The 26355-nt window shown below is 68.0% G+C and carries 25 protein-coding genes; 12 read left to right on the top strand and 13 right to left on the bottom strand.

The features are described from left to right. The 3 genes from M4D77_RS16930 to M4D77_RS16920 all read right to left on the bottom strand — a co-directional run. The coding region (locus M4D77_RS16930) for a cytochrome d ubiquinol oxidase subunit II (protein WP_259936769.1) at nt 1–138 on the bottom strand (138 nt) is incomplete at its 3' end. A gap of 12 nt (nt 139–150) precedes the next feature. Beyond that, nucleotides 151–1734 (bottom strand): cytochrome ubiquinol oxidase subunit I, encoded by a 1584-nt coding sequence (locus M4D77_RS16925; protein WP_065629162.1) that lies wholly within the window; start codon nt 1732–1734, stop codon nt 151–153. Between the two features lie 226 nt (nt 1735–1960). Beyond that, nucleotides 1961–2830, bottom strand: coding sequence for an aminodeoxychorismate lyase (locus tag M4D77_RS16920; protein ID WP_065629161.1), 870 nt, complete (start codon nt 2828–2830; stop codon nt 1961–1963). A gap of 58 nt (nt 2831–2888) precedes the next feature. On the opposite strand from M4D77_RS16920, the gene M4D77_RS16915 reads away from it, so the two are divergent. The 3 genes from M4D77_RS16915 (at nt 2889) to M4D77_RS16905 (ending at nt 5021) form a co-directional block, all read left to right on the top strand. Further along, the gene (locus tag M4D77_RS16915; protein WP_259936767.1) at nt 2889–4073 is read left to right on the top strand and encodes a folate-binding protein YgfZ; all 1185 of its coding nucleotides are present in this window, start codon (nt 2889–2891) and stop codon (nt 4071–4073) included. Next, the gene (locus tag M4D77_RS16910; RefSeq protein ID WP_226512547.1) at nt 4070–4747 is read left to right on the top strand and encodes an MOSC domain-containing protein; all 678 of its coding nucleotides are present in this window, start codon (nt 4070–4072) and stop codon (nt 4745–4747) included. Before M4D77_RS16915 ends, M4D77_RS16910 begins: the two co-directional genes overlap by 4 nt. A 94-nt stretch (nt 4748–4841) precedes the next feature. Beyond that, complete coding sequence (locus tag M4D77_RS16905) at nt 4842–5021, top strand: DUF3073 domain-containing protein (RefSeq protein ID WP_010842099.1); 180 nt, start codon at nt 4842–4844, stop codon at nt 5019–5021. A 275-nt stretch (nt 5022–5296) separates the two neighbouring features. On the opposite strand, the gene purM is transcribed toward M4D77_RS16905, so the two are convergent. The 3 genes from purM to M4D77_RS16890 form a co-directional block, all read right to left on the bottom strand. Further along, nucleotides 5297–6403 (bottom strand): phosphoribosylformylglycinamidine cyclo-ligase, encoded by a 1107-nt coding sequence (gene purM / locus M4D77_RS16900; protein WP_259936766.1) that lies wholly within the window; start codon nt 6401–6403, stop codon nt 5297–5299. Nucleotides 6404–6500: 97 nt separating this feature from the next. Continuing rightward, entirely contained in the window at nt 6501–8111 is a 1611-nt protein-coding gene (purF, locus tag M4D77_RS16895; RefSeq protein WP_259936765.1) for an amidophosphoribosyltransferase, read from the bottom strand. Nucleotides 8112–8262: 151 nt separating this feature from the next. Further along, the gene (locus tag M4D77_RS16890; RefSeq protein WP_065629156.1) at nt 8263–8670 is read right to left on the bottom strand and encodes a sterol carrier family protein; all 408 of its coding nucleotides are present in this window, start codon (nt 8668–8670) and stop codon (nt 8263–8265) included. A gap of 55 nt (nt 8671–8725) precedes the next feature. Between M4D77_RS16890 and M4D77_RS16885 the strand changes: the two genes are divergently transcribed. The 3 genes from M4D77_RS16885 to M4D77_RS16875 all read left to right on the top strand — a co-directional run bounded on the left by M4D77_RS16885 (nt 8726) and on the right by M4D77_RS16875 (nt 12407). Further along, nucleotides 8726–10234 carry a glutamate--cysteine ligase gene (locus M4D77_RS16885; RefSeq protein WP_068972217.1) on the top strand — a complete coding sequence of 503 codons (1509 nt, stop codon included), beginning with the start codon at nt 8726–8728 and terminating at the stop codon, nt 10232–10234. 65 nt (nt 10235–10299) lie between these two features. After that, nucleotides 10300–10422, top strand: coding sequence for a type B 50S ribosomal protein L36 (gene ykgO, locus M4D77_RS16880; RefSeq protein WP_033205406.1), 123 nt, complete (start codon nt 10300–10302; stop codon nt 10420–10422). Nucleotides 10423–10787: 365 nt separating this feature from the next. Continuing rightward, nucleotides 10788–12407, top strand: coding sequence for an HNH endonuclease signature motif containing protein (locus M4D77_RS16875; protein WP_259936764.1), 1620 nt, complete (start codon nt 10788–10790; stop codon nt 12405–12407). A gap of 43 nt (nt 12408–12450) precedes the next feature. Here M4D77_RS16875 and M4D77_RS16870 read toward each other — a convergent pair whose 3' ends face one another. Further along, nucleotides 12451–13530: a diacylglycerol kinase gene (locus tag M4D77_RS16870; protein WP_068972219.1), complete on the bottom strand. Its 1080-nt coding sequence runs from the start codon at nt 13528–13530 to the stop codon at nt 12451–12453. A 140-nt stretch (nt 13531–13670) separates the two neighbouring features. Between M4D77_RS16870 and M4D77_RS16865 the strand changes: the two genes are divergently transcribed. After that, nucleotides 13671–14537 carry a glycerophosphodiester phosphodiesterase family protein gene (locus M4D77_RS16865; RefSeq protein ID WP_259936768.1) on the top strand — a complete coding sequence of 289 codons (867 nt, stop codon included), beginning with the start codon at nt 13671–13673 and terminating at the stop codon, nt 14535–14537. Here the strand turns inward: M4D77_RS16865 and M4D77_RS16860 are convergent. The 3 genes from M4D77_RS16860 to purL form a co-directional block, all read right to left on the bottom strand. Further along, the gene (locus M4D77_RS16860; protein ID WP_247451377.1) at nt 14523–14879 is read right to left on the bottom strand and encodes a DUF2752 domain-containing protein; all 357 of its coding nucleotides are present in this window, start codon (nt 14877–14879) and stop codon (nt 14523–14525) included. The genes M4D77_RS16865 and M4D77_RS16860 overlap by 15 nt on opposite strands. An 88-nt stretch (nt 14880–14967) precedes the next feature. Beyond that, a complete protein-coding gene (locus tag M4D77_RS16855; protein WP_247451375.1) occupies nt 14968–15339 on the bottom strand; it encodes a CD225/dispanin family protein in 372 nt (123 codons plus the stop codon). Between the two features lie 146 nt (nt 15340–15485). Then, complete coding sequence (gene purL / locus M4D77_RS16850) at nt 15486–17780, bottom strand: phosphoribosylformylglycinamidine synthase subunit PurL (protein WP_176455858.1); 2295 nt, start codon at nt 17778–17780, stop codon at nt 15486–15488. 200 nt (nt 17781–17980) lie between these two features. Here purL and eccA point away from each other — a divergent pair, with 200 nt between their 5' ends. The 3 genes from eccA to M4D77_RS16835 all read left to right on the top strand — a co-directional run bounded on the left by eccA (nt 17981) and on the right by M4D77_RS16835 (nt 20809). Beyond that, complete coding sequence (gene eccA / locus M4D77_RS16845; protein ID WP_078111635.1) at nt 17981–19762, top strand: type VII secretion AAA-ATPase EccA; 1782 nt, start codon at nt 17981–17983, stop codon at nt 19760–19762. Between the two features lie 64 nt (nt 19763–19826). Next, nucleotides 19827–20255 carry a hypothetical protein gene (locus M4D77_RS16840; protein WP_078111636.1) on the top strand — a complete coding sequence of 143 codons (429 nt, stop codon included), beginning with the start codon at nt 19827–19829 and terminating at the stop codon, nt 20253–20255. Nucleotides 20256–20269: 14 nt separating this feature from the next. Further along, the gene (locus tag M4D77_RS16835) at nt 20270–20809 is read left to right on the top strand and encodes a hypothetical protein (protein WP_259936763.1); all 540 of its coding nucleotides are present in this window, start codon (nt 20270–20272) and stop codon (nt 20807–20809) included. Nucleotides 20810–20821: 12 nt separating this feature from the next. Here the strand turns inward: M4D77_RS16835 and M4D77_RS16830 are convergent, their stop codons facing one another. The 3 genes from M4D77_RS16830 to cysD form a co-directional block, all read right to left on the bottom strand. Then, nucleotides 20822–21601: a 3'(2'),5'-bisphosphate nucleotidase CysQ gene (locus M4D77_RS16830; protein ID WP_311199328.1), complete on the bottom strand. Its 780-nt coding sequence runs from the start codon at nt 21599–21601 to the stop codon at nt 20822–20824. A 70-nt stretch (nt 21602–21671) separates the two neighbouring features. Beyond that, complete coding sequence (cysC, locus tag M4D77_RS16825; RefSeq protein WP_259936761.1) at nt 21672–23534, bottom strand: adenylyl-sulfate kinase; 1863 nt, start codon at nt 23532–23534, stop codon at nt 21672–21674. Further along, a complete protein-coding gene (cysD, locus tag M4D77_RS16820) occupies nt 23534–24496 on the bottom strand; it encodes a sulfate adenylyltransferase subunit CysD (RefSeq protein ID WP_171011707.1) in 963 nt (320 codons plus the stop codon). Before cysD ends, cysC begins: the two co-directional genes overlap by 1 nt. Before the next feature lie 62 nt (nt 24497–24558). Here cysD and M4D77_RS16815 point away from each other — a divergent pair, with 62 nt between their 5' ends. Then, entirely contained in the window at nt 24559–25488 is a 930-nt protein-coding gene (locus M4D77_RS16815) for an IclR family transcriptional regulator (RefSeq protein WP_259936760.1), read from the top strand. Between the two features lie 121 nt (nt 25489–25609). Next, complete coding sequence (locus tag M4D77_RS16810) at nt 25610–26083, top strand: hypothetical protein (protein ID WP_058252577.1); 474 nt, start codon at nt 25610–25612, stop codon at nt 26081–26083. Nucleotides 26084–26355 lie beyond the last annotated feature (272 nt).

The raw sequence follows: 26355 nt of genomic DNA, 5'->3' as shown, positions 1-26355 counted from the left end.
GACCTTGTCGTCGCCGCCGGTGTGACTCGAACCGAGGATCGGCATCAGCATGCCGACACCGAAATCGAAGCCCTCCAGTACGAAATACCCGACGAACAGGAACGCGATGACCAGGAACCAGATTTCTTCGAGACTCATGAGCACGCTCCTCTAGTACGCGAACGAGAGCTGTTTGGGTTCATCGGAATCGGACTCGTCGTCGTCGGTGTGGCCCGGCGGTCGCGCATCGTGTGCGGCCGGGCCCTCGATGACATAGCGCCGCTGCAGCATGAACCACACGATGCCGAGGGCACCGTAGAGCAGCGTGAAACCGATCAGCGTGACGAGCACGGTGCTTGCCGAATGGTTGGACACACCGTTCTGCACCAGCATGCTGATCCGGAGCGGGTCGAGGTCGTCCTCCCAGTTGGGCGCCACGACCCACGGCTGGCGTCCCATCTCGGTGAAGATCCAGCCGGAACTGTTGGCCAGGAACGGCGTCGGGATCATCAACAGGGCGATGAAGCCGAAGCGTCTGGATTCGACCACCCGCTTACGGCGCGTGAACCACAGTCCGCCCAAGGCCACGACCACCGAGCCGAGCGCCCAGGTGATCATCGCCCGGAAGCCCCAGTAGGTCACGAAGAGGTTGGGTGCGAAGTTCTGGTTCGCCGGCACGTTCGGCTGTCCGGCGAAGGCCCGGGTGTACTGCTCCTGTAGTTCCTCGACGCCCTGCAGAGTCGAATCGAAGTCGTGATTCGCGAGGAACGACAGCATCTTCGGGATCTCGATGACGTGTTCGATGTTCTCGCAGTTGTTCTGGCGGCCGATCGACAGAACCGAGAAACCCGGACCCGTCTCGGTCTCGCACAGCGACTCGGCGGACGCCATCTTCATCGGCTGCTGTTTGAACATGATCTGCGCCTGGAGGTCCCCGGTGATGAACAGCGCGACACCGGAGACGATGGTGATCCACAACGCGAGTCTGGTGACCGGCCGCCAGAGGTCGCGGGCGTCCTTCTCGAGGTCCTCGGGTGTGGCGTCGACGTGGCTCGGCGAGGTGCTGTCCGGGATCTCGGACAGGTCACCGGTGTCCGCGGCCTCGCGGATCTTCTTGGCCCGCCATGAGTTCCGCGCCATCCACCAGATGCCGATGGCCGCGACGAAGGTACCGGCGGTGAGGAAGGCGCCGGCGATGACGTGCGGGAAGGCCGCCAGGGTCGTGTTGTTGGTGAGCACCGCGACGAAGTCGTTCATGGCAGGCCGGCCGCGTTCGTCATCCCATGTGACGCCGACGGGGTGCTGCATCCACGAGTTCGCGGCGATGATGAAATACGCCGACGCGTTCACACCGATGGCGGCCAACCAGATACAGGCCAGGTGCACGCGGCGCGGCAGGCGGTCCCAGCCGAAGATCCAGAGCCCGATGAACGTCGATTCGAGGAAGAAGGCGACGAGACCCTCCAGGGCCAGTGGCGCGCCGAAGACATCGGCGACGAACCGGCTGTACTCGCTCCAGTTCATGCCGAACTGGAACTCCTGGACGATGCCGGTCGCGACACCGAGCGCGAAGTTGATCAGGAAGAGCTTGCCGAAGAACTTCGTGGCGCGCAGCCACTGCTCGTTGCCGGTGACATGCCACACCGTCTGCATCACCGCGATCATCGGCGCGAGGCCGATCGTCAACGGCACCAGGATGAAGTGGTAGACGGTCGTGATCCCGAATTGCCATCTGGAGACGTCCAGAGCGTCCATATCGCCTCGAATCGAGTTGCCGGCCCCCGGGCTGCGGGGGCAAGGTCGAAACCTGCCGGGTACCTACTACTAGCGGTAGTAGTAGGTCGTAGGCGCGACGTTACGCCTGGTCACCGGGCCCTTACAAGCGCCAAAGGTCCCGCCGACCAGTTCGAAGCGGTGTCTTCCCTCTCACCCACGCGGGTGTGTGCCCCAGGCGGACGAGATCAGGTGGGGGTGACCGGGATCAATTGTCGTCCACCGAGATGGCCCGGTCGACCAGATCGGTGAACTTCGCGGCGTCCGCGGCGAGCGGCATCACGTACCGGTTGAGATGGGTGACCCGCGCCGCGAGGGTCACGCTGCTCACCAGCCAGACCGAGTCGGCCGCCACCAGATCCTCGGGCCGTAGGACGTCGGTCTTGGTCGTCCAACCCTCCTGTTCCGCGACATCGAAAACCGCACGCACGGTGGTCGACTCGAGAATCCCGATCTCGGTCGGCGGTGTGACCAGGGTGTCGGAGTACACGGCGACGACCGTGGCTCGGGGCCCTTCGAGGACGGCGCCCTCGCTGCTGACGAAGATCACGTCGTCGAAGCCCTCGGCCGACGCGTGGCGCAGGGCCGCCATGTTCGTGGCGTAGCTGAGGGTCTTCGCGCCGAGGAGCTGCCAGGGCGCCGTGGCGGCGAGGTCGATCGAGAAGCCGCGAGCGAGGGTGACCACCCGGACACCGTCCGCACGCGCCGCCGACACCCGGTCGGGCACCGCGTCGACGGTGACGTACGCGGTCGGCGCCGAACCGTGCTCGCGTCCGCGGGAGTAGACGAGCCGCAGCAGTGCCTCACCCGACGACCCGTGCTTCTCCGTCCACGCCTGCGTCGCGGTCTCGATCACCGCCCGCCACTCGTCGAGATCGGGCTTGTCGAGTTCCATCGCGGCCGCACTCCGGGCCAGTCGCTCGAGATGCAGTCGGACGCATCGCGCCCGGCCGCCGCGCACGAGAAGCGTCTCGAAGATGCCGTCACCGCGCACCGCGGCCAGGTCGTCGGCGTGGAGGAAGGGAGCGTCGGCATCGTGTCGGGTGCCGTCGAGGGAGACAAGGATCGAATCCGCCATGGATAGAAGGTTGTCATGCGTCGCAGCCCCGCGCCGAATCGACCCGTAGAATCGACGCGTGAGCCGCTCACCCATCCTGACCAGGCATTCCGAGGGCGGGGCGGTGCCCGGCCCCGGCGACCTCTTCTCCGCCGACACCGCGTGGCACTACGGCGACCCCCTCGGCGAACAACGAGCCGCACAACGTGGCGTGATCATCGCCGACAGGTCCGACCGCGCCGTTCTCGAGATCGCCGGCGCCGAACGCCTGACCTGGCTGCACACCATCAGCAGCCAGCACATCGCCACCCTCGCCGACCGGTCGAGCGCCGAAGACCTCTCTCTCGACCTCAACGGTCGTGTCGAAGAGCATTTCGTCCTCACCGACATCGACGGCGTGGCGTGGATCGACACCGAGGGTTCCCGCGGCGGACCGCTGCTCGACTTCCTGACCAAGATGGTGTTCTGGGCCAAGGCCGAACCCGCCGCGCGTGCGGACATGAAGGTCCTGACGCTGATCGGGCCCGGGGCCCTCGACGGTCCGGTCGCTGATCTCCTGGAGATCGGCGCGGACGCCGTCGTGTACCAGGCGGGCGGGTTGCCCGAGTCGCACCACGAGGACGAACCGCTCGGCTTCTGGCGGCGCATGCCCCCGCTCGGCGAGGACCGGGACCTGCCGGTCGTCGACCTCGTGGTGCCCGAGTACGTGCTGACCCGCTGGTGGGACACGCTGTCCGAGGCCGGCGCGCGAATGGCCGGCAGCTGGGCTTTCGAAGCCCTGCGCGTGGCCGCCCGCCGACCCCGGCTCGGCGCCGACACCGACGAACGCACGATCCCGCACGAGGTCGACTGGATCGGCGGTCCGGACGAGTTCGGCGCGGTCCACCTGGACAAGGGTTGCTACCGCGGCCAGGAGACCGTCGCCCGCGTACACAACCTCGGCAAGTCGCCTCGACGGCTGGTCCTGCTGCATCTGGACGGGAGCGTCGACGAGCGACCCGTCCCCGGCGACCCGGTCACCGTCGGCGGACGAACCGTCGGCCGGGTGGGCACGGTCGTCGACCACCATGAGTGGGGTCCCATCGCGCTGGCACTCGTCAAGCGCAACGTCGGCGCCGACGTGGAGTTGTCGGTCGGGGCCGAGTCCGCCGTCAGCGCGCGGATCGATCCGGATTCGATTCGCGACGACGATCGGGTCCAGGCGGGACGCGCGGCCGTGGAACGACTCCGCAGCGGTTCGGCGGCGCCGGGACGCAACGGTTGAGCACGGGTGTGGTGCTGGCCGTGTGCGCGGCCGGCGACGACGTGATCCTAGAGGGCATCGGCCCCTCCGCCATCGACAAGCGGCCCCGCAGAGGGCGCCTCGACGTCGACGAACTCGGTCTCGTCGACGACCACGTGGGTAACAAGCGACACCACGGCGGCGTCGATCAGGCGGTGTACGCCTACGCCGATCCCGAGGCGCGCCGATGGGCCGACGAGCTCGGACGTGAGCTTCCTTACGGATGGTTCGGGGAGAACCTGCGCATCGACGGGATGGCGGTCACCGATGCGGTCGTCGGGGAGCGATGGGAAGTCGGCACCGACGGGCTGGTCCTCGAGGTGACCATCCCTCGCGTCCCCTGCAAGACCTTCGCGGTGTGGGCGGGTGAGCCACGCTGGATGAAGCGGTTCCTGGCGCAGGCAGATTTCGGCACCTACCTGCGCGTTGTCCGCAACGGCACGGTGGCGCAGGGCGATCGGATCACCGTCGTTTACCGCCCCGGTCACGGTGTGCGATCACGTGATCTGCTCGCCGGCGGTGACGTCGAGGCGATCCGGTCGTTGCTCGCGCAGGACGATCTACCCGCCAAGGTCCGCCGCGAGGCGACCAAGATGGTGAACAAGTCGCAAAGACGCGTCGGCGCGGCAACACAGGGTGGACAACACAAATCCTAGAGGCGCGCTAGACTGGTCCCCACGACAGAATTACTTCAAGAGAACGGGGCCGCCAATTGTTTGGCCGCCCCGTCATTGTGCGAGGGGGTCCCATATGGGCCGCGGCCGGGCAAAGGCAAAGCAGACGAAGGTTGCACGTCAGCTGAAGTACTCCACTCCGAACACCGACCTGGAAAGCTTGCAGCGTGAGCTCTCCGGACAGGGCGATCCGGTTGTAGAACGACCGGATCCGGTGGACGACTGGGTGGACGAAGAGGAGTGGCGACGCGCTTGACGCGCACACTCTTCGGGTGTTGATCTCTCGACGCCCGGGATCACCCCACATTTTCTCCGCATGAGCGGACCCGCGGCGACGCGGGACCATGACTTCGTACGCACCACCCGTTTCTGATGGGTGGTGCGTGCTCATGCGACCGTTCCGGGGTGATCCCGTCATGAACACACACCGACGCCCGCCGAGGGAATCCCCTCCGGCGGGCGTCGGTGTTGTGTGTCCGGCTGCTCCCCCGCTCCAATGTCTCTGCGAGAGTTGCGGATTCACCGATCGCGCTAGAAGCGCGGGTGCTCCCCGAGCAGGGTGACGCGAGAGTCGTTGTCCGAGCGGTCACTCGCGCGCTTGACGGTGCCGAGGACCCAGTTGTCGACGTGCCGTGCCGTCAGCACGGCCTGCGCGCGGTCGGTGTCCTCCGGCGCGACGACCGCCACCATGCCGACGCCCATGTTGAAGGTGCGTTCCATCTCGAGCTGTTCGACCCGGCCGCGCTGACCGATGAGCGCGAAGATCGGGGCCGGCGTCCACGTGTTTCGCTCGAGCTCGGCCACCAGCCCGTTCGGGATCACACGCGCAAGGTTCTCGGCGAGGCCGCCGCCGGTGATGTGCGCGAATGTACGCACGTCGGCCTCGGCGATCAGGGCCAGGCAGTCGCGGGCATAGATCCGGGTCGGCTCGAGCAGCTCCTCCCCCAGGGTGCGACCGAACTCCTCGACATGACCGAACAGGTCCATGTGACCCCACTCGAGCAGCACCTTGCGGGCGAGCGAATACCCGTTGGAGTGCAATCCCGACGACCCCATGCCGATGACGACGTCGCCGGCGCGGACGCGGTCCGGGGTGAGCACGTTGTCGGCTTCGACGACACCGACCGCGGTGGCGGACATGTCGTAGTGGTTGTCCTGCATCAGGCCGGGGTGTTCGGCGGTCTCGCCGCCGAGCAGGGCGCAACCGGCTTCGACGCAACCGTCGGCGATGCCGGCGACGATCTGGGCCACCGTGTCGGGGACCACCTTGCCGACCGCGATGTAGTCCTGCAGGAACAGCGGCTCGGCGCCGCAGACGACCAGGTCGTCGACACACATCGCGACGAGATCGCGGCCGACGGTGTCGTGCTTGTCGATGGCCTGCGCCACGGCCAGTTTGGTGCCCACACCATCACTGGCGGCCGCGAGCACCGGCTCCCGGTAGTTGCCCTTGAGTGCGAACAGACCGGAGAAACCGCCGATCCCGCCGAGAACCTCCGGGCGAGACGCACGCTTGGCATGGGGCGCGATGAGTTCCACAGCCCGCTCACCGGCGTCGATGTCGACCCCGGCCGCCGCATACGACGCCGGTGTCGAGCTCCCGGCCGTCTCGTCGGCAGCAGCATCCCGCTCCGTCATCACCGCAGCACTCCCGTTCCAGAAAATCTCGGTCGAACGTTGTTTCCGGCGTGTTCGCCGACGGGTCATACGGTACCGGAGGGCCTACGGCACGAAATCAGGGCCGCATGACCGCGCTGACGTTGTCGTTCGGCTGGGTCAGCGGGTCCACCGAGCGGTCGCCGGCCGCGCTCGCCAGCATCTGTTCGAGGACCGCCTTGCCCATCGAGGTCTCCTTGGGCAGCTCGATCGGGTACTTGCCGTCGAAGCACGCAGCGCACAGGCTCGACGCGGCCTGCCCGGTCGAGTTGATCATCTCGTCGATGCTGATGTAACCCAGCGAATCGGCGCCGATGGCCTGGCGAACACCCTCGACCATGCCGGCCTCGGACTCCATGCCATTGGCGATCAGTTCCGCCGGTGACGCGAAGTCGATCCCGTAGAAACACGGCCATCGAACCGGGCTCGACGCGATGCGGACGTGCACCTCGGCGGCGCCGGCCTCACGCAGCATCCGGATGAGCGCGCGCTGGGTGTTGCCGCGCACGATCGAGTCGTCGACGACGACGAGCCGTTTGCCGCGGATCACCTCGCGCAACGGATTGAGCTTCAAGCGGATACCGAGCTGGCGGATCGTCTGCGACGGCTGGATGAAGGTACGGCCGACGTAGGCGTTCTTCATCAGTCCCTGGCCGTACGGAATCCCGGATTCCTGGGCGAATCCGACGGCCGCCGGCACGCCCGACTCCGGTACCGGGATGACCAGGTCACCGTCGGCGGGGTGTTCCTTGGCGAGTCGGCGACCGATCTCGACGCGGGTCGAGTGCACCGAACGACCGTGGATGACAGAGTCGGGACGGGCGAGATAGACGTATTCGAAGACGCAGCCGCTGGGGGTCGGCTCGGCGAAGCGCGTGCTGCGGACGCCGTCGGCGTCGATGGCCAGCAGCTCGCCCGGCTCGATGTCGCGGACGAACGACGCACCCACGATGTCGAGGGCGGCGGTCTCCGAGGCGACGACCCAGCCGCGGTCGAGGCGGCCGAGTGACAGCGGGCGCACCCCGTGCGGATCGCGCGCGGCGTAGAGCGTGTGCTCGTCCATGAAGGTCAGGCAGAACGCGCCCTTGAGGGTGGGCAGCAGTTCCATCGCGGCCTGCTCGATCGAGCTGTCCGCGGCGCCGTGCGCGAGGAGCGCACCGACGACATCGGAGTCCGACGTCGCTGCCGAACTCTTGATCCCCTGCTCGCGCGCACGCGCCGCGAGGTCCGCGGTGTTGACCAGGTTGCCGTTGTGGCCCAGGGCCACGCCGGTCCCGGCGTCGGTGGTGCGGAAGATCGGCTGCGAGTTCTCCCAGGTCGTCGAGCCGGTGGTGGAGTACCGGCAGTGGCCGATCGCCACATGCCCGCTCATCGCACCCAGGGTCTGCTCGTCGAAGACCTGGCTGACGAGTCCGAGGTCCTTGAACACGACCACTTGGCTGCCGTCGCCGACGGCGATGCCCGCGGCCTCCTGGCCGCGGTGCTGCAGGGCGTAGAGGCCGTAGTAACTCAGCTTGGCGACGTCCTCGCCGGGCGCCCAGACACCGAAGACACCGCATTCCTCACGCGGTTCGTTCTCGGGTTCGTCCAGCGGGGCCGGATTGATCGCACCCGAGCCGCGTGCGGAGCATCCGCCCGCCGGCGTCGTGGCAGCGAGCAGGTTCATGTGGGCGATCGAATGATCAGGCATCGACTAGCTCCCTGGGGCTGCGAATCGGTCCGTCGAGTGGGCTGGGAGACATGCGTGAGTTTACGGGTCGGTCAGCTCCCGATGCGAATCTTCCAGCGGTGTCGACCGGCGGGTCATTCCCGACGCCCCGGTCGAGTGATGCATCACACTCCTACTCCCGGTCGCCCGGCGGGCCGATCGGGATGAGCGGCAGCAGGTCGGCGATGAGTGCCGCGCGATGCCCGGACGCATCCACCAGGCCCGCGGCGAGGGCGTCGTCGTAGGTGAGGACACCGGTGACGAGGAGCAGCCAGGTCCGCGGCGCCATCTCGACGACGTTCGGCGGCGTTCCGCGGGTGTGACGGGGACCTTCGATGCACTGGACCGCGACGAACGGGGGCACCCGGACCTCGACCGAGTTCCCGGGGGCGAGCTGCTCGAGTGTCCGGGCCGATCGACGGACGGCGTCGGCGAGGGCGGCGCGTCCCGGGGTCGGCACGGTCGGGTCGACGAGCCAGTCCGAGACGGCCAGCACCGCGGCCCGGACCTCGGCGGGGTCCACTCTCCTGCGTGGTGGCACTCCGCCATCTTCGCAAGAGGGTTCGCGCCGATGCGGATCGGGCAGTATTGACCGCATGGGAGCCGAGGTGTCCAAACAGCAGTTCACCGGCGAGGACCGGGTTCGTTTCCGGCGTCAGGTGGGTCGCGGCACGGAAGCGATCGCGCGGATGCTCGCCGACGGGCTGTTCACCGACCAGGGCCGTCCGCCGAAGCCGTTGCTCGGCATGGAGGTCGAACTGAACCTCGTCGACGAGGACATGCAGCCCGCGATGGCGAACGCCGCCGTCCTCGAGGCGATCGCCGATCCGGACTATCAGACCGAACTCGGCCAGTTCAACATCGAGATCAACGTCTCGCCGCGACCGTTCACGACCGACGACACGATCTCGCTCGAGCAGGCGCTGCGGACGTCCCTCAACCGGGCCGAGCAGCGGGCCGCACAGACGTCGAGCCACCTGGTCATGATCGGCATGTTGCCGACGCTGAAGTCCGAACACTTCGCGCACCACTGGATCTCGGCGAACCCACGCTACGACCTGCTGAACGAGCAGATCTTCGCCGCCCGCGGCGAGGATCTCGAGATCGACATCACCGGCGTCCCGCTGACCGATGGACACCACACCGAGCACCTGCGCACCTCGACCGATTCGATCCTGCCCGAGGCGGCCTGCACCTCACTACAGCTGCACCTGCGGGTGGCGCCGGAAGACTTCGCCTCGCACTGGAATGCGGCACAGGCCATCGCCGGGGTGCAGGTCGCCCTGGCCGGGAACTCGCCCTTCCTCGCCGAGACCGCGTTGTGGCACGAGAGCCGCATCCCGGTCTTCGAACAGGCCACCGACACCCGGCCGCTGGAGCTGAAGAACCAGGGTGTCCGGCCGCGAGTGTGGTTCGGAGAGCGGTGGATCAACACGATCTTCGACCTCTTCGAGGAGAACACGCGCTATTTCCCCGCGCTCCTCCCCGTCTGCACCGACACCGACCCGCTCGCCGAGCTCGACGACGGACGCATCCCCACCCTCGACGAACTGCGTCTGCACAACGGGACCGTGTACCGCTGGAACCGTCCGGTCTACGACATCCACGAGGGACAGGCCCACCTGCGCGTCGAGAACCGCGTGCTGCCCGCCGGTCCCACGGTCGTCGACACGATGGCCAACGCCGCGTTCTACTACGGCGTCGTCCGGGGCCTCGTCGAATCCGATCGGCCGCTGTGGTCGCGGATGTCGTTCAACGCCGCCGCCGAGAACCTGCAGTCCGGCGCCCGAACCGGCATGGAATCGCAGCTCTACTGGCCCGACGTCGGCTGGGTGCGGCCCGACGAACTCGTCCTGCGCCGGCTGCTCGTGCTCGCCGAGGACGGACTGCAGAGGTTCGGCGTCTCCGACAAGGCCCGCAAGCGCTACCTGTCGGTCATCGAGGGCCGGTGCATCTCCCGCCAGACGGGATCGGTCTGGCAACGTCAGGCGGTCGCGGCCCGCGAACGCGCGGGCGAGAGCCGGACACAGGCGTTGCATGGCATGTTGCGCGACTACGTGACCCAGATGCACGAGGGCGAGCCGGTGCACACCTGGGAGGTCTGACACCCGCCTCGGCGCTAGTCGACGGACCTGCTTTAATGGAAACAATTTCCATTAAGGAGGCTCCGTTGAAGGTCCGTGCATCCATCCGGTCGTTGAAGAACCAACCCGGTTCACAAGTGGTCAAGCGCAAGGGGCGCATCTACGTGATCAACAAGGGCAACCCCAGATTCAAGGCGCGCCAGGGCTGATCGTCGAGCACTCGCCGCCCAGAATGCTATCGTCGCGGCCGAGCAACTCCGCTGGAAACGACATTCGTGCTGCGACTGCAGCATCAGGGTCCCCGCGTCGACGGGCGGCGTCGAGTAGTCACACAGACGGCAGGAACTGCGCGCTCAACTCGAGGCGCGGCCTGCCGTCGTGGCGATGATGCCGCCCGACCCAGACAACGTGGTCGTCGTCCCGCGAGATCCTACCGGCGCCCACCGACAAGTTCCCGCAACGCAATGACTCTGATTCATATTGCCGGGCAATTGTTTTCGTGGCTAGACCCGCCGGACTCGTGTACACTCGAACGTACATTCGCTGCAACGGTTCTCGGGGGGAGGTCACCGTCATGTCCGGCATCACACACACCGACGACGCGTCCGTGCCGGCTCCCCGGGTGGTCGAGTTGGTGGCTGATCTGCATCGCACCCTGGACAAACTGCAGTCGGTGGATTTGTCGCCGTGTACCGATGCCGAACTGGCCGAGGTGGCCGCGGAGACCGAACGCGCCATCGCGCGTCTGACCGTCGCCGGAGACCGGCAGATCGATCAGGTCGAGGCCCGCGACCTGCCCCGCAAGACGGGGTGCCGAACCCTCATGCAATTCATGACACACCGGCTACGAGTCTCGAACCCGATGCGGCGTCGCAAGCAGATGGACGCCACCGCCCACCGCACCAGCCTCGGCGGCGAGGTCCTACCACCTGAACATCCGTGCCTCGCTGAGGCTTTCGCACAAGGTTCTGTCGGCTCTGCGCATGTGCAGGCCGTCCTCGATGTCCTCGACCAGATCCCTCATGGAACTGACCACGATGTGAAGGTCGCGGCTGAGCGGCAGATGGCCGAGATCGCCGCCGACCACACCCCGGCTGACATCACTCAACTCGGTGCGCGGTTGCTAGCTCATCTCGATCCTGACGGCACTCTGGCCGACGATTCGGAACGCAAGAGGCGCCGCGGCCTGTGGATCGGTCGGCAACGCGCCGATGGCACCGCGAAGATCTCGGGCACGCTGACTCCCGAACTCCACGCCCGGTTGTCGATGATGTTCGCCGTGTGGGGCAAACCCGGACTCAACAACCCCGACGACCCCGACTCGCCCAGCGGACCGGCCGGTGCCGCCGACCCTGACGCCCTGGCCGCGGCAGTCGACCGCGACGGTCGCACTCTCGCCCAGACGAATCATGATGCGCTCGACGCCGCCCTGGCCGCGGGCTTCGCCGACGGGACACTCGGCACCTCGCACCGAGGCCTGCCCGTGCAACTGATCATCAAGACCGACCTCAACGACCTCATCCGCGAAGCCGGACTCGCCACCACCGCCACCGGAACCCTGCTGCCCATCCGGGACCTGATCGCGATGGCCGGTGAGGTCCAGCCGTGGTTGGCGATCTTCAAAGACGCCACCACCGTCCCGCTGCACTTCGGACGGGGCAAACGCCTCGCCACCCGCGAACAACGCCTCGTCTCGTTCGCCCGCCCTGACGGGGAGGTGTGCTCGGCTCCCGGTTGCGATCAGCCCGCCACCCAGGTCGACATGCATCACGCCCAGAAGGACTGGGCCAAAGGCGGTCTCACCGACATCGACGACCTCGCACCGGCCTGTCCCCGACACAACCGGATGGTCGGCGACCAGCCCGGCCAATACACAACACGGGTAGTCCGCGACGGACCCGACGAAGGCCGCTGCGCCTGGCGACTCAACGCCGAACCCGGCGCGCCACCCAACCCCGAACACATCAACCGCCGACCCGACATACCCAAGCGGTTGCAGGCCCACCTAGAACAGGTGCGGCGAGAGATCCACGGACGCACCACGTCCGGCGATGAGCCACGCCCACATGACGCGCGCCGATCATGGTTGAAAACCAGCCACGTCATCGACGTCCGACCACCCCGCCCAGGACCACGCACACCCAGGCCGTCCCTCGTCGAAGCACACCTCATGGAGTTACTCGCCAGTCGATGACTCGCGCCTGTCGGATCACATCGCCCGCCGTCGTCGAGCGCGGCTACTTCTGCACGAAGAGCCCCCGACCCGTCACGAGCGGGAGGTCGAGCGCGGTGACCAGGCCGGGTTTCGCATCGACAACCGCCGCAACGGAATTGACTAGACGCATCGCGGTGACGATCATGCCGGAGACGTTGTGGTCGCCGTTCTCGCCGTGATGCCCGAACTCGACGGTCATCTCGGGTTCTCCGGAGATGCTGATGCGATAGCAACCGTCGCCCTCGTGCGGGGTAGGCCAGTCCGGGCATTGGTCGGGATGGGTGCGCGTGTAGTGCTCCAGCACAACGCGATCCACGCCGTCGACCTGGCCGACGACCTCGAAGCGCACCGCGGCCATCGTGCCCTCGGGGATCTCGACGGAGACCGTGGAGTAGTCACGATCGGCCGCCACCCGATCGACGCGTTCGACAAGCGGCTCGTCGAGCACGAGGTCGAGGCCCGCGGCGATCTGTCGCACGACACTCCCCCACCCCATCGACAGGATGCCCGGCGCGAACAGCAGCGGCGTGGCGTCCAGTGGTTGCCCGAAGCCGAACAGGTCTCGCATGACGACCGGCTGGTAGTAGGTCGAGTAGTCGGCGATCTCCTGACAGCGGATCTCGTCGATGCGCTGGGAGAGACTCGTCATCGCCAGCGGCAGTGCGTCATTCGCGAAACCCGGGTCGATGCCGTTGACGTGGAGGCTCGCGCCACCCGCCGCACCCGCGGCGGCGATCCGATCCAGCAGCGAGTCGGGCAGGATGCCATGGGGGAACTGCAGGACCACCGGTCCGCTCGACACCACGTTGATCCCGTTCTCCACGAAGTGGATGAGGTCCTCGATCGACTCCAGCACGCGGTCGTCGGTCATCGCGGTGTGCACGATGCAGTCGGGTTTCAGGGCGATCAGCGCGTCGCGGTCGCCGGTCGCCGCGACACCCAGCTCACGGTCGAGCCCGGCGAGTTCGCCGGCGTCCTTGCCGACCTTGGCGGGGTCGGACACCCACACACCCACGAGTTCGAGGTCGGGCCGGGCGTCGATCCCGGCGATGGCATGTCGTCCGACGGTTCCGGTCGACCACTCGACCACGCGCAATGTCATGCGATCCAAACTAGAACACGTTCCAACTTCGCCGTGCCGATTCGGCGAGATGCGCCTCGCTAGAGTCGGGAGCTGTGACCGCCACGTCGCCCCCGGACCCCGCCGCCCCGATCCACATCGACCACGACGGCCATCGGACGATGCTCAAGTGGCACCGGGGCCGGCGGCGCGCCGACGACACGGCGTTCACCGCGACCCGGATCGTCGAGGGCATGCGGCTCGGCGCGAGTGTCGAGATCGATCTGGTGATCCACGCCGAGCGCGGTTTCGCCGTCCTGCACGACCGCACAGTCGACCACGCCACCACCGGCACCGGCGCGGTGTCCGCGCTCCCGGCGTCGTATCTGCGGGAACTGTCCCTGCGGGACAACCGTGGCCGGCCCGTCGACGAGCACGTCCTCCTGCTCGAGGACCTGACCGAACTCTTCGACGGCGTCGACATCGCCCCCACCGCGTCCCTCCAGCTCGACTTCAAGGAGGACGACGCCGCGCTCGATCCCCAGGCCGTGGCGGTGTTCGCCCGCAGTGTCGCATCCCACGCTCGGCACTACATCTTGTCGTGCGGCGACGCCGCGGCGGTCGACACGTTGACCTCGGCCGCACCGGGCATCCGGATCGGTTACGACCCTTGCCATCACGGTGCCGCCGACGCGGCGATCCGCTCCGGGGACTTCGACGGCTTCGTCGATCGCGCGGTGGCGGCATCGCCGGAGGCCGAGATGGTGTACCTGGAGAACCGGCTGATATTGGCGGCCGACCACCGCGGCCACGACCTGATCGGCGCGTTCCACGAGCGCGGTCGGCTCGTCGACGGGTACACGGTGACGCGGGTCGGACCGCGGGTCATCCCGGACATCAGGCGACTGCTGGAGTTACGGGTCGACCAGATCACGACCGATGATCCCGAGGCCCTGGCGACGCTCGACCTCGATGCCCCCGCACGCGATTCCGGTTCGCGGCTGGTGCGCTGGATCCGCGGCAGCAGCCGACGCTCAGACGTGCAGTGACCAGAACGGTTCGACAGGGATGTTGCGGACGACGAACCAGGCCAGCACGACCACCAGCACGACGACCCCGGAGTAGCGAAGGTGCTGCCAGCTGCGAACCCGGCGGCCGGTCCACAGTCGCAGGCAGTACGCGCCGAAGGCGAAGAGCAGCAACCCCATTGCGAGCACCCCGACGGCGTTGTAGTGCAGCGCCGCCGGGACATCGCCGTGCAGCAGCGAGTAGATCGCCCGTAGCGACCCGCAGCCCGGACACGTCACCCCGAAGATCAGCTTGGTCGGACAGACCGGCAGGGCACCGCCCGGTGTCGTCGGATCGGCGAACCACACGGCCGCACAGACCATCCCGGTACCGGCGACGACCGTCGCCGGACCGAGGTACCGATGCTTCGAGAGAGCCGAGGCCCGTCCGAGGACGGCCCTCTCGAAACGCTCAGTACGTGGACGTGGTCGCGGAGGCGCCGAGGAGGATGACGAAGAGGACGACATAAACGATGATGATCAGGACCCAGATGATGACCGACGAGATCGCACTCCACATCGCCCACTTCTTCGCCTCGTCGGCCGCCTTCTGCGCACCGGCGTAGTCGCCTGCGGCCCACAGCTTGCTGACGGAGGTCGACTTCACGATCGACACGATCCCGAGCGGCAGACAGCAGAGCACCGTGGACAGGATCGCCCACACGAGGTTGTTGTCCGGTTCCGGGCCGGCCGGATTCCCGCCCGGGAACCCGCCGTACGGCTGCTGTCCGTAGCCACCCGCGCCGTAGTTCGGCGGCTGGTTCGGATCATTGGGGTAGCTCATCTGCGCCCTTTCGACTCGGTCAGAGAACTCCAGGAGCGTAACCGTTCATCACCGGGCGCGACATGCCTGGAAACGATATTGATTCCATTGACTTACAACGGAATCCTCGCAGGCCGGACCGTTGCGCGATGCAACTAGGCCGTGCTCTAGACCGTGTCGCCGAACAACCTCGGGAGGGTGCCCTCGTGCGCCTCACGGAGTTCGGCGAGGGGCACCGAGAAGTAGTCCTGGACCTCGACGGCGTCGCTGCCCTGGTCGACCACACCGATGCGTGTCCACGGCATCGAACGCGCGTCGAGCATGGCGGTGAACCGCGATTCCTCGGTGCGCGGGACCGCCACGAGCACGCGCCCGGCCGACTCGGAGAACAGCCAGACGAACGGGTCGGCGTCCTCGGGCAGCAGGACGCGGCACCCGGTCTCGCCGGCCAGGGCCGCCTCGACGACGGTCTGAATGAGGCCGCCCTCGCTGAGATCGTGTGCCGCGGAGATCAATCCGTCGCGGGACGATGCGGACAGGATCTCGGCGAGCAGGCGTTCGCGTTCGAGGTCGACCTGCGGCGGGACGCCACCGAGGTGGTCGTGACTGACCTGGGCCCAGATCGAGCCGTCGAATTCGTCGCGGGTCTCACCGAGCAGGATGAGTGTCTCGCCGGGTTCGGTGCCGATGCCGGTCGGGATGCGGCGGTGCACATCGTCGATGACGCCGAGGACGCCCACGACCGGGGTCGGCAGGATGGCCGTCGCACCCGTCTGGTTGTAGAAGCTCACGTTGCCGCCGGTGACCGGGATGCCGAGCTGGGCGCAGCCGTCGGCGAGCCCCCGGACCGCCTGCTGGAACTGCCACATCACCGCCGGGTCCTCCGGGGAACCGAAGTTGAGGCAGTTGGTCACGGCCTTCGGCGTCGCCCCGGACACCGCGACGTTGCGGTAGGCCTCGGCAAGCGCGAGCTGCGCGCCGCGGTAGGGATCGAGGAAGGTGTAGCGGCCCGACGCGTCGGTCGCCAGTGCGATGCCGCGCCCGGACTCCTCGTCGATGCGGATCATCCCCGAGTCGGCGTGCTCGGCCAGGACGGTGTTGCCGCGCACGTAGCGGTCGTACTGGTCGGTGATGAACTTGCGGCTGCACAGCGCGGGCGAGGCCAGCATGGCCAGCAGCGTCTCGCGCAGCTGGTCGGATGTGCTCGGGCGCTGCAGCGGTTCGGTCGTCGACGCGATGACGGTGTCCTGCCAGTCGGGCCGGGCGACGGGACGCTCGTAGACCGGACCGTCGTGGGCGACGGTGCGCGGCGGCACGTCGACGACGGTCTCGCCGTGCCAGGTGATGACCAGCTGATCGCCGTCGGTGACCTCGCCGATGACGGTCGCAAGCACATCCCACTTGCGGCAGACCTCGAGGAATTTCTCGACGTTGTCCGGGGTCACGACGGCACACATGCGTTCCTGCGACTCGCTGGAGAGCACCTCCGCCGGGGTCATGCCCTCGGCGCGCATCGGCACCTTCTCCAGGTCGATGTGCATGCCGCCGTCGCCGGCTGCGGCGAGTTCGCTCGTGGCACAGGACAGTCCGGCACCGCCGAGATCCTGGATGCCCACGACGAGTCCGGCGTGGTAGAGCTCGAGGCAGCACTCGATGAGCACCTTCTCGGTGAACGGGTCGCCGACCTGGACGCTGGGCAGCTTCTTGCGATTCGGACCCGAGCCCTCGGAATCGTCGAAGGTCTCCGATGCCAGGACCGAGACACCGCCGATGCCGTCGAGACCGGTGCGCGCACCGAACAGGATGATCTTGTTACCCGCGCCCGAGGCGAAGGCCAGGTGCAGGTCCTCGGTGCGCAGCACGCCCGCGCACAGCGCGTTGACGAGCGGGTTGCCGGCGTAGCTGGCGTCGAAGACGGTCTCACCGCCGACATTGGGCAGGCCGAGGGAGTTGCCGTAGCCACCCACGCCGCGCACCACACCGTCGACGACGCGCCGGGTGTCCGGGGCGTCGGCCGGGCCGAAGCGCAGCTGATCCATGACCGCGATCGGGCGTGCGCCCATGGCCATGATGTCGCGCACGATGCCACCGACTCCGGTGGCGGCGCCCTGGTACGGCTCGACGTAGCTCGGGTGGTTGTGCGATTCGACCTTGAAGGTCACCGCCCATCCGTCGCCGATGTCGACGACGCCGGCGTTCTCGCCGATGCCGGCCAGCATGCTCGCGCGCATCTCGTCGGTGGTGGTCTCACCGAAGTAGCGCAGGTGCACCTTCGACGACTTGTAGCTGCAGTGCTCGGACCACATGACCGAGTACATGGCGAGCTCCGCGTCGGTGGGCCGGCGACCCAGGATCTCGCGGATGCGCGCGTACTCGTCGTCCTTGAGACCGAGTTCGCGGAAGGGTTGCGGATGGTCCGGGGTCTGGGCAGCGGCTGAGACGGTATCCACCTGGGCACTCACCCGGACAAGTCTAGGCGTGCGCGGGCGGTTGCGGCCGCCGGGGCGCCTCGGGTGCGCACCCTGGGAGATCTGCGACGGATGTCACGCCGGTCTAGCGATACTCTGTCTCCGGCGACCGCCCCCCGGGGTGTGTCGTCGTGGTACCCGGGGAGAACGGTTCGGGGTCGGTGTGCGCCGATGGGACGACACAGGGGGAAACGATGGCCGATGTCCGCAAGGCGAGGGCACTCTTCGAACTCGGCGTCCTGTCCCTGAACATCCCGGTCGAAGGCCAGGAACCGGTCGACAATCCCGCGCAGGCCGCCAAGGCCTTCACCCGTGCGACCGAATGGGACCCGGCCCTGGGCGACGCCTGGATCGGCCGGCTGGCCTGCGGCGACAGCAGCAACGAGGTCCTCCTGGGCCTTTATCGTGCCCGCGGGTCGATCGGCGCGGAGCAGCGCCGGCTCGGGCTCCCGCCCGGCACGATCGCGGGGCGCTGGTACACCGGGATGCTGATCGACTTCCCGGCGTCGAATGCCGTCGAGGCGACCGCGGCCTACGCGGCCAGTCTGGTCCGTGGCGCGGACTTCGCCGGTGCGGAAGAGGTCCTCGACGAGGTACCCCCGGCGCACCGCGTGCCGATCGTGGATTTCGTCCGCGCGTTCCTGCACTTCGCCACCCAGCGCTGGCCCGACGTCCTGACCTCGCTGACCAGGTCCGACCGGTGGAACGACCCGTACATGCAGGCCGTCGCCGACTTCATGGCCGGGACGTCGTGCGTGCATCTCGGCATGTACGGCGAGGGCATGCGGCGCCTGCAGAACGCGGTCGACGGCCCGATCCCGTCCTGTTCGACGCAGGCGATCTTCGTCTACGGCCTCGCGCTGCGCGAGCAGGGCCACGAGGAGAAGGCGAAGTCGATGTTCGAGCAGGCCTACGCCCGTGACCCGTCGCTGACCGGCGCGGCCGACGCCATCCGGTCGCCCTCCTACCGGATGCCCCCCACGACGCCCGAGCAGATCGCCGAGCGCACCGACCGGTGGGACCCGAAGTCGGTGCCCGATCGCGCCGAGTCCCTGGTGTCGACCTCCGGGGACCCCGCCGAACAGAATTCGCTGGTGACCGAGGCGCAACGGGAGCTGGCCGAACAGATCGGGCTCGAGTCGGTCAAGCAGCAGGTGGCCAAACTGCAGTCCACCGCGACCCTGGCGAAGGTCCGCGCCGACCGCGGGCTGTCGACGTCGGCCCGCAGCCTGCACCTGGCTTTCACCGGACCGCCCGGCACCGGCAAGACGACCGTGGCCCGCATCGTCGCCAAGATCTACTGCGGCCTCGGCTTCATCAAGTCCGACAAGGTCGTCGAGGCCACCCGCCGCGACATGGTCGGTGAACACCTCGGCAGCACCGCCATCAAGACCGCGGCGCTCATCGACTCCGCGATGGACGGCGTGCTGTTCATCGACGAGGCGTACACGCTCATCCAGCAGGGGCTGTCCGGCGGCGACGCGTTCGGTCGCGAAGCCGTCGACACCCTGCTGGCCCGGATGGAGGACGACCGTGACCGGCTGGTCGTGATCATCGCCGGCTACGACGCCGAGATCGATCGGTTCCTCGCCTCCAACGACGGACTGGCGTCGCGCTTCGCACGCCGGGTGCGCTTCGACTCCTACACCCCCGACGAGCTCGCCCGCATCGCCGATTTCATTGCGCGCAAACGCGATTCGTCCTTGACCCGCGAGGCGATGGTCGAGATCGAACAGGCGTGCGCTCCGCTGTACCACGACGTCCGCGAGCATCAGGGCACCGCGCGGCGCGCCACCGATCTCGCCGGCAACGGCCGCTTCATCCGCAACATCATCGAGGCGGCCGAGGAGGAGCGCGAGTTCCGGCTCAGCACCGCCGGCGACTTCGACTCACTCAGCCAGGACGACCTGATGCGCATCGAGACCACGGATGTCCGGGCCGCCATCTCAGGCGTGCTCTCCGGCCTCATGCGCTGACCGCGCCCCATCCCATCCCGCACCACCGGGTCACCACCCGGACCGCTTCCCGAGGAGTTCCGTGATGTCTGTTCCCGCCCGCCGATCCCGCCCCGCCGAGCTGGCCGCGGGCCTGTCGATGGCCGCGATGATGATGCTGGCGATCGGTGCGTGTTCGTCCGACGATGCCGCGCCCGCGCCTTCATCCGACAGCGCGGTCCCGACCACGAGCGCCACCGAGACGAGCAGCCCCGCCACATCCGCGGACAGCAGCCGGGCCAGTGCGTCACCGTCGCGCGGCTCCGAGTCCGGTTCCGACACCGGGTCCGGCTCCGCGTCGACCATGACGTGCACGGAGTTCCGCGAACTCGACGACGCCCGGCGGGCGGCGGTCCTGACCGATCTGGACGTGACCGACAATGTCCAGCAGGTGGCCACCGTGGCGGCGACGGTCTGCCTGACGCGGCCCGACGACACCATCGCCGCTGTCGTCGCCGAACTCCTCCCGCGCTGATAGTTTCACCAGCTATGAGCAACAGTCCGTGGTCCCTGCTGCACGGGCCGCTGTTCAGTCGGGACAACCCACTCGAACGCAAGCACGCCGCGCCGCGCATCAGTGCCTACATCTACGGCAACATCCTGATCCTGGCCGTGCTCATCCCGTTGCACGTCGAGGACGACTTCGTCGGTATCGCGATCCTCGCGGGCACCGCCGCGTCGACCTTCATCGCGCACGTCTTCGCCGAGGGCGTCGCCCGGCGCGTGTCCGACGGCAAGGTCGAGCCGACGCGATCAGAGGTCCTCGGTCATCTCCGCGACTCGGTGCCGATCCTGACCTCGGCGCTCCTGCCCTGCGCGATCCTGCTGCTCGGTCTCATCGGCTGGCTCGAGCCCCGCACCGCCCAGTTGATCGCGGAGATCGTGATCCTCCTGCGCATCGGCGGCACGGTCTTCGTCATCGACCGGCTCAACAACGAACGGCCCAGCCGGGCAACGCTGTTCAGCTCCGGCGCGGTCACGCTGGTGGCGACCGTGATCGTCGCGATCAAGGTCGTGGTCACGCACTGAGGCGCTCGGAGGTCAGCCGCCGGCACCCTCGGTGGTGACCGTGAGGATCGCCTCGGTGAATTCCGGCCGGCAGACGACGAGGTCGGGCAGGTAGGTGTCCTCGTTGTTGTAGACCAGCGGCGAACCGTCGATCCGCCCGCACCACAGACCCTTCGCCTTCGCGACGGCGACCGGCGCGGCCGAATCCCACTCGTACTGGCCGCCGGCGTGGACATAGGCGTCGGCCTCGCCGCGCACCACCGCCATCGCCTTGGCACCGGCGGAACCCATCGGCAGCACCTCGCCGGCCATCGCCGCGGCCACCTCGTCGGCGAAGGCCGGTGGGCGCGAACTGCTCACGACGACGCGCGGGACCCCGGTCCGGGGCCGGGACGCCAGGCCTTCCACGGGCTCGACGGCGGAACCGTCGTCGAGGTAGGTCACCCCGAGGGCCGGCAAGGCGACCGCACCGGCGATCAGCCCGTCGTCGGCCGACCACAGCGCGACGTGCACGGCCCAGTCGCTGCGCCCGCCGCCGGGTTCGTAGGTGCCGTACTCACGCGTGCCGTCGACCGGATCAATGATCCACACGCGCGACGCCGACAGTCGCGACTTGTCGTCGGCCGATTCCTCCGACAGCACGGCATCGTCCGGACGCTCCTGTGCGAGACGCCCAAGGATGAACTCGTCGGACCGCCGGTCGCCCTCCTGACCGAGCTCTTTGCCCGTCAATCCGCTGGAGCGGCGGATATCGAGCAGGAGTTCACCTGCGGCGGTGGCCAGTTCACCGGCCAGGGCACGATCGTCGGTCACGGGGTTCCTCTCGGTCGGCATACCGGTGGCAGGACGCGGCGCTTCGCGCCGGACGGCTACGAGGCTGCGCTCACAGACCCAGGTTACGCAGGACCAGGTCGGCGACCTCGGACGGCGGGCCGTCGTCGGGGGTGATGTGCAGATCCGGGTCGGACGGACGCTCGTAGGGCGAGTCGATGCCGGTGAACTGACTGATCTCCCCCCGCCGCGCACGGTCGTACAGCCCCTTCGGATCGCGTCGTTCGCATTCGGCGAGCGGGGTGTCGACGAAGATCTCGTAGAACGGCAGCCCGCGCTCGGCGTGGATCTCCCGGGCCCGCTGCCGTTCCTCGGCGAACGGGCTGATGAGCGAGACGATCGCCACCGATCCCGAGTCGGCGAACAGCGCGGCCACCTCGCTGGTCCGGCGGATGTTCTCCCGGCGGTCGTCGTCGGAGAAGCCCAGATCCGAGTTCAGGCCGTGCCGCAGGTTGTCCCCGTCCATCAGGTACGCCGGACGCCCCTCGGCGACGAAGCGCCGCTCGAGTTCGACCGCCAGCGACGACTTCCCGGAGCCGGACAGACCGGTCAGCCAGATCGTCGCGCCGCGGTGCGCACGGTGCTCGCGCCCGACCTTCGTCGCCTGCCACACGACATGACTGTCGTGACTCACCGGCGCCGTGATCATCCCCGCGCCGACGGTCCGGTTGGTGGCCTCGTCGATCAGGATGAAGCTGCCCGTGTCGCGGTTGCGCCGGTACGAGTCGAAGGTCACCGGCTCCTGGGTGTGCAGGGTGACGCGTCCGATCTCGTTGAGCGACAATCCCTCCGCGTCCTCGTCGCGGTGCAGCGAGTTGACGTCGAGGCGATAGTTGAGGCCGTTGACCTGCGCGCGGGTCAACCGGGTTCCGCAGAGCAGCTGATACCGGTTGCCCGGTCGCAGTTCGGCGTCGTCGGCGAACCAGCACACCATCGCGTCCAGGTCGCGTCCCACGTACGGCCGGTTGTTGGGGCGGGCCAGCATGTCGCCGCGCACGATGTCGATCTCGTCGGCGAGTTCGACGGACACGGCCATCGACGCGAAGGCCTCGTCGATCGGCTGGCCACCGGGCGCCCAGATCTCGGTGATGGTGGTGCTGAAACCGCTGGGGAGGACGACGATCTCGTCGCCCTTGGCGAGCACACCGCCGGCAACGGTGCCCGCGTAGGCGCGGTGGTCGGCGCCGTCGCTGCGCTGCGGCCGGATCACGTACTGGACGGGCAGACGGGTGTCGATCAGGTTGCGGTCGGAGGCGATGTAGACGTGCTCGAGGTGATTCAGCAGCGGACGCCCCTCGTACCACGGCATCGCCGCGGACTGTTCGACGACGTTGTCGCCCCGCAGCGCCGACATCGGGATGAACGTCAGGTCGACGACGTTGAGCTTGGTCGCGAAATCGACGAAGTCGGCGCAGATCTCGTCGAAACGCTCCTGCGACCAGTCGACGAGGTCCATCTTGTTCACGCAGACCGTCAGGTGCGGGATGCCGAGCAACGACGACAGGAACGCGTGCCGCCGCGTCTGCTCGAGCACGCCCTTGCGCGCGTCGATCAGGATCATCGCGAGATCGGCGGTCGAGGCACCGGTCACCATGTTGCGTGTGTACTGCACGTGGCCCGGCGTGTCGGCGATGATGAACTTTCGCCTGGGCGTGGCGAAGTACCGATAGGCGACGTCGATGGTGATGCCCTGCTCGCGTTCGGCACGCAGCCCGTCGGTCAGCAGGGCGAGGTTCGCGTACTCGTCACCGCGCTCGGCGCTGGTGCGCTCGATCGATTCGAGCTGGTCGGTGAAGATCGCCTTCGAGTCGTAGAGCAGCCGGCCGATGAGTGTCGACTTGCCGTCGTCCACCGAGCCCGCGGTCGCCAGACGCAGCATCTCCGTCGCGCCGCCGACGGCGTTGAGGTCGCCCATCAGAAGTAGCCTTCCTTCTTGCGGTCTTCCATCCCCGACTCGGAGATCCGGTCGTCGGCGCGCGTGGCTCCCCGCTCGGTCAACCGGGTGACCTCGATCTCCTCGATCACCTTCATCACGTCGTCCGCGCCGGACAGCACACAACCGGTGCACGTGGCGTCGCCGACGGTCCGGAACCGCACGGTCTCGGTCCGCACCTCCTCACCCGGGAGCTCCTGCAGGAAGCGGGTTTTCGCGAGCAGCATGCCGTCGCGCGGGATCACCTCGCGCTGGTGCGCGTAGTAGATCTCCGGCAGATCGATGTCCTCGGCGGCGATGTACTGCCAGATGTCGAGCTCGGTCCAGTTCGACAGCGGGAACACCCGGATGTGCTCCCCCTTGGCGTGACGCCCGTTGTAGAGGCGCCACAGCTCGGGTCGCTGCTCGCGCGGATTCCACGCGCCGAACTCGTCACGGAAGCTGAACACGCGCTCCTTCGCCCGCGCCTTCTCCTCGTCGCGCCGGGCCCCGCCGAACACGGCGTCGAAACGGTTCTCGGTGATCCCGCGCAACAGCGCCGCGGTCTGCAGCCGGTTGCGGCTGGCACCCGGGCCGGTCTGCTCGACGACCCGCCCGGCATCGATGTCGTCCTGCACCGAGCTGACGAGAAGGCGAACCCCGGTCTCGGCGACCACGCGATCGCGGTACTCGATCACCTCGTCGAAGTTGTGCCCGGTGTCGACGTGCATGAGCGGGAACGGGATCGGCGCCGGCCAGAACGCCTTCCGCGCCAGATGGAACATCACCACGGAGTCCTTGCCGCCGGAGAACAGCAGAACCGGACGTTCGAAGGTCGCGGCGACCTCGCGGAAGATGTGCACCGATTCGGCCTCGAGCGCCGCGAGATGCGAGAGCTCATAACCGTGGTGACGACGACGCCGGTCCTCGGTGTCGTCGGGACGACGTCCGTCGTCGGCGTCGATGGTGATGGCCACCGGAGCAACCCCCTTGACATGTCGAATATTCGACACTATGTGTTGACAATGTGACACAAACCGTAGGTGACTTCTCCGACGCGCGTCAACCGGCACGTGCGGCGTCGCCACCGACCGCCCGGGTCGTCCGCATCGTCGAACTCCTCGCCGACGCCGAACAACCGGCGCTGACGCTGGCCGAGATCGTGCGTCAGACCTCGATGTCGCGCGCCACCGCGCACGCCGTAGTCTCCGAACTCGTCGACTGCGGATGGCTGATCCGGGACCCGTCGGCCGGCACCTTCGGCGTCGGACCAGCCTTCGTCGGCCTCGTCCGGAACGCCGACGGCGCGGACCACCTCGTACGGTGGGCGGCGTCGGCGGCGCGCGACCTGTGCGAACGGTTCGACGTCCCCTGTTTCGTCGCCCGACGGACCTCGGCCGACGCGGTGACCCTGGCGTCGCACGCCTTTCCGCCCCACCTGGCACCGGAGACCGCGCAGCATCCCTGGTTGCGCAACGGCAGCCGCATCCGGCTCCGCCCGCCGATCTGTCGGGAGTTCATCGCCTTCGACCCGGACGACGCCCGGTCGAACTGGATCGGCCAGGCCGCCGAGTCCACCCGCACCCGGCTGGGCATGGTGCTCGACGTCGTCGCCGAACGCGGCTACTCGATCGAGCGCATGACCGACGACCACGTGGCGATGATCGAAGCCCTGAGCTCCCTCGACACCATGTCGGACACCCTGCGCGCGCGGGTCGGCGACCTGCTCACCGAGCTGTCGGTCATCGATTACCTGCCCGAGGAGATCGACGCCTGCGCGGCCTACGGCACGGGGGTACCCGTGGTCACCATCGGCGCCCCCGTCTTCGACTCCGCCCGTCGGGTGGTCGCGGCCATCGTCGTCTGCCCGAACACCACCCTCGACGTGGACGAAGTGCGCCGACTCGGCGAGGCCACGCGTGCTGCCGCCGACGGGATCTCGAGTCATCTCAGCTGAGGGGCGGGTCGACCGAACGAATGAACACTGCGCCCGGAAATACCCACGAAACGGACTTCCTGCGGAAAACTGGCCGGTGATCACGACACGTCACCGTCGCCACCAGCAAGGGAGTCGAGATATGCCCAGCACCAAGACGATCACCCGGTTGGCCGCCGCCGCCATCGCTCTGACCTCGGCTGCCGGGCTCGGCGTCGCGGCCACCGGCGACGCGAACGCGGTGTCCCGCGAGTATCCGCTGTCGACCTGCGTGGGCCTGAGCCCGAACGTCGTCGACGTCCCGTTCCTGGCGCGACGCACGATCGTGAGCACGTATGCCGGCAACGCCTACATCGCCGCCGACTTCACCAGCTACTTCCCCGGCGGCTACCAGTCCTCGGCCCGCCTGGACTGGCACAACCTGGCCACCGGCAAGCGCGGCTCCAAGGTCAGCAACGTCCGCGTGAACCCGCCCTACCAGGGCGTCCACTACTTCGTGATCCCCGTCAACCAGATCGGCAAGGGGCGGGTGAACGTGACCTTCAGCGCGGTCAACCGGAACGCGCTCTGGAGCGTGCCGTCCACGAGCTGCAGCGGGAGCATCGTCATCCCCTGAGCCGGACCGCCACCGATGACTTCCGGGGGCACCCAACCGCCCCCTAATCCGAAAGAAGCGACCCCATTGCTCCCTGAGGTGTGAGGAGCGATAGCGACGAGCCACGAAGGGCCTGGTGAGACAGGTTGCGGAGCCCTTCGTGGCTCGCTTCGCTCGCACCTCAGGGAGCAGAGATGTGGACGCTTAAGAGTGTTCTTTCGTAGTCCACGCAAGACCTGCAACGCTGCCGGCCCGACACAACGGCGCCACTTCGACGGAACTTGCGCTGCCCC

Origin of the sequence: Gordonia sp. p3-SID1431, assembly GCF_025143765.1 — a bacterium.
GTDB classification, from domain to species: Bacteria; Actinomycetota; Actinomycetes; order Mycobacteriales; family Mycobacteriaceae; genus Gordonia; species Gordonia hongkongensis.
Note: the sequence above shows the minus strand (reverse complement) of the source record. Positions and strands in the feature narration are given on the sequence as shown.

Coding starts and splice junctions, on each gene's coding strand:
- M4D77_RS16855 (WP_247451375.1), bottom strand. CDS start 15,339: ATGAGCTACCCCAATGATCCGAACCAGCCGCCGAACTACGGCGCGGGT.
- purM (WP_259936766.1), bottom strand. CDS start 6,403: ATGACGGAGCGGGATGCTGCTGCCGACGAGACGGCCGGGAGCTCGACA.
- M4D77_RS16875 (WP_259936764.1), top strand. CDS start 10,788: ATGTCCGGCATCACACACACCGACGACGCGTCCGTGCCGGCTCCCCGG.
- M4D77_RS16920 (WP_065629161.1), bottom strand. CDS start 2,830: ATGGCGGATTCGATCCTTGTCTCCCTCGACGGCACCCGACACGATGCC.
- M4D77_RS16865 (WP_259936768.1), top strand. CDS start 13,671: ATGCTCAAGTGGCACCGGGGCCGGCGGCGCGCCGACGACACGGCGTTC.
- M4D77_RS16905 (WP_010842099.1), top strand. CDS start 4,842: ATGGGCCGCGGCCGGGCAAAGGCAAAGCAGACGAAGGTTGCACGTCAG.
- eccA (WP_078111635.1), top strand. CDS start 17,981: ATGGCCGATGTCCGCAAGGCGAGGGCACTCTTCGAACTCGGCGTCCTG.
- M4D77_RS16810 (WP_058252577.1), top strand. CDS start 25,610: ATGCCCAGCACCAAGACGATCACCCGGTTGGCCGCCGCCGCCATCGCT.
- M4D77_RS16925 (WP_065629162.1), bottom strand. CDS start 1,734: ATGGACGCTCTGGACGTCTCCAGATGGCAATTCGGGATCACGACCGTC.
- M4D77_RS16860 (WP_247451377.1), bottom strand. CDS start 14,879: ATGGTCTGTGCGGCCGTGTGGTTCGCCGATCCGACGACACCGGGCGGT.
- cysC (WP_259936761.1), bottom strand. CDS start 23,534: ATGGGCGACCTCAACGCCGTCGGCGGCGCGACGGAGATGCTGCGTCTG.
- M4D77_RS16885 (WP_068972217.1), top strand. CDS start 8,726: ATGGGAGCCGAGGTGTCCAAACAGCAGTTCACCGGCGAGGACCGGGTT.
- M4D77_RS16840 (WP_078111636.1), top strand. CDS start 19,827: ATGTCTGTTCCCGCCCGCCGATCCCGCCCCGCCGAGCTGGCCGCGGGC.
- purF (WP_259936765.1), bottom strand. CDS start 8,111: ATGCCTGATCATTCGATCGCCCACATGAACCTGCTCGCTGCCACGACG.
- M4D77_RS16870 (WP_068972219.1), bottom strand. CDS start 13,530: ATGACATTGCGCGTGGTCGAGTGGTCGACCGGAACCGTCGGACGACAT.
- M4D77_RS16835 (WP_259936763.1), top strand. CDS start 20,270: ATGAGCAACAGTCCGTGGTCCCTGCTGCACGGGCCGCTGTTCAGTCGG.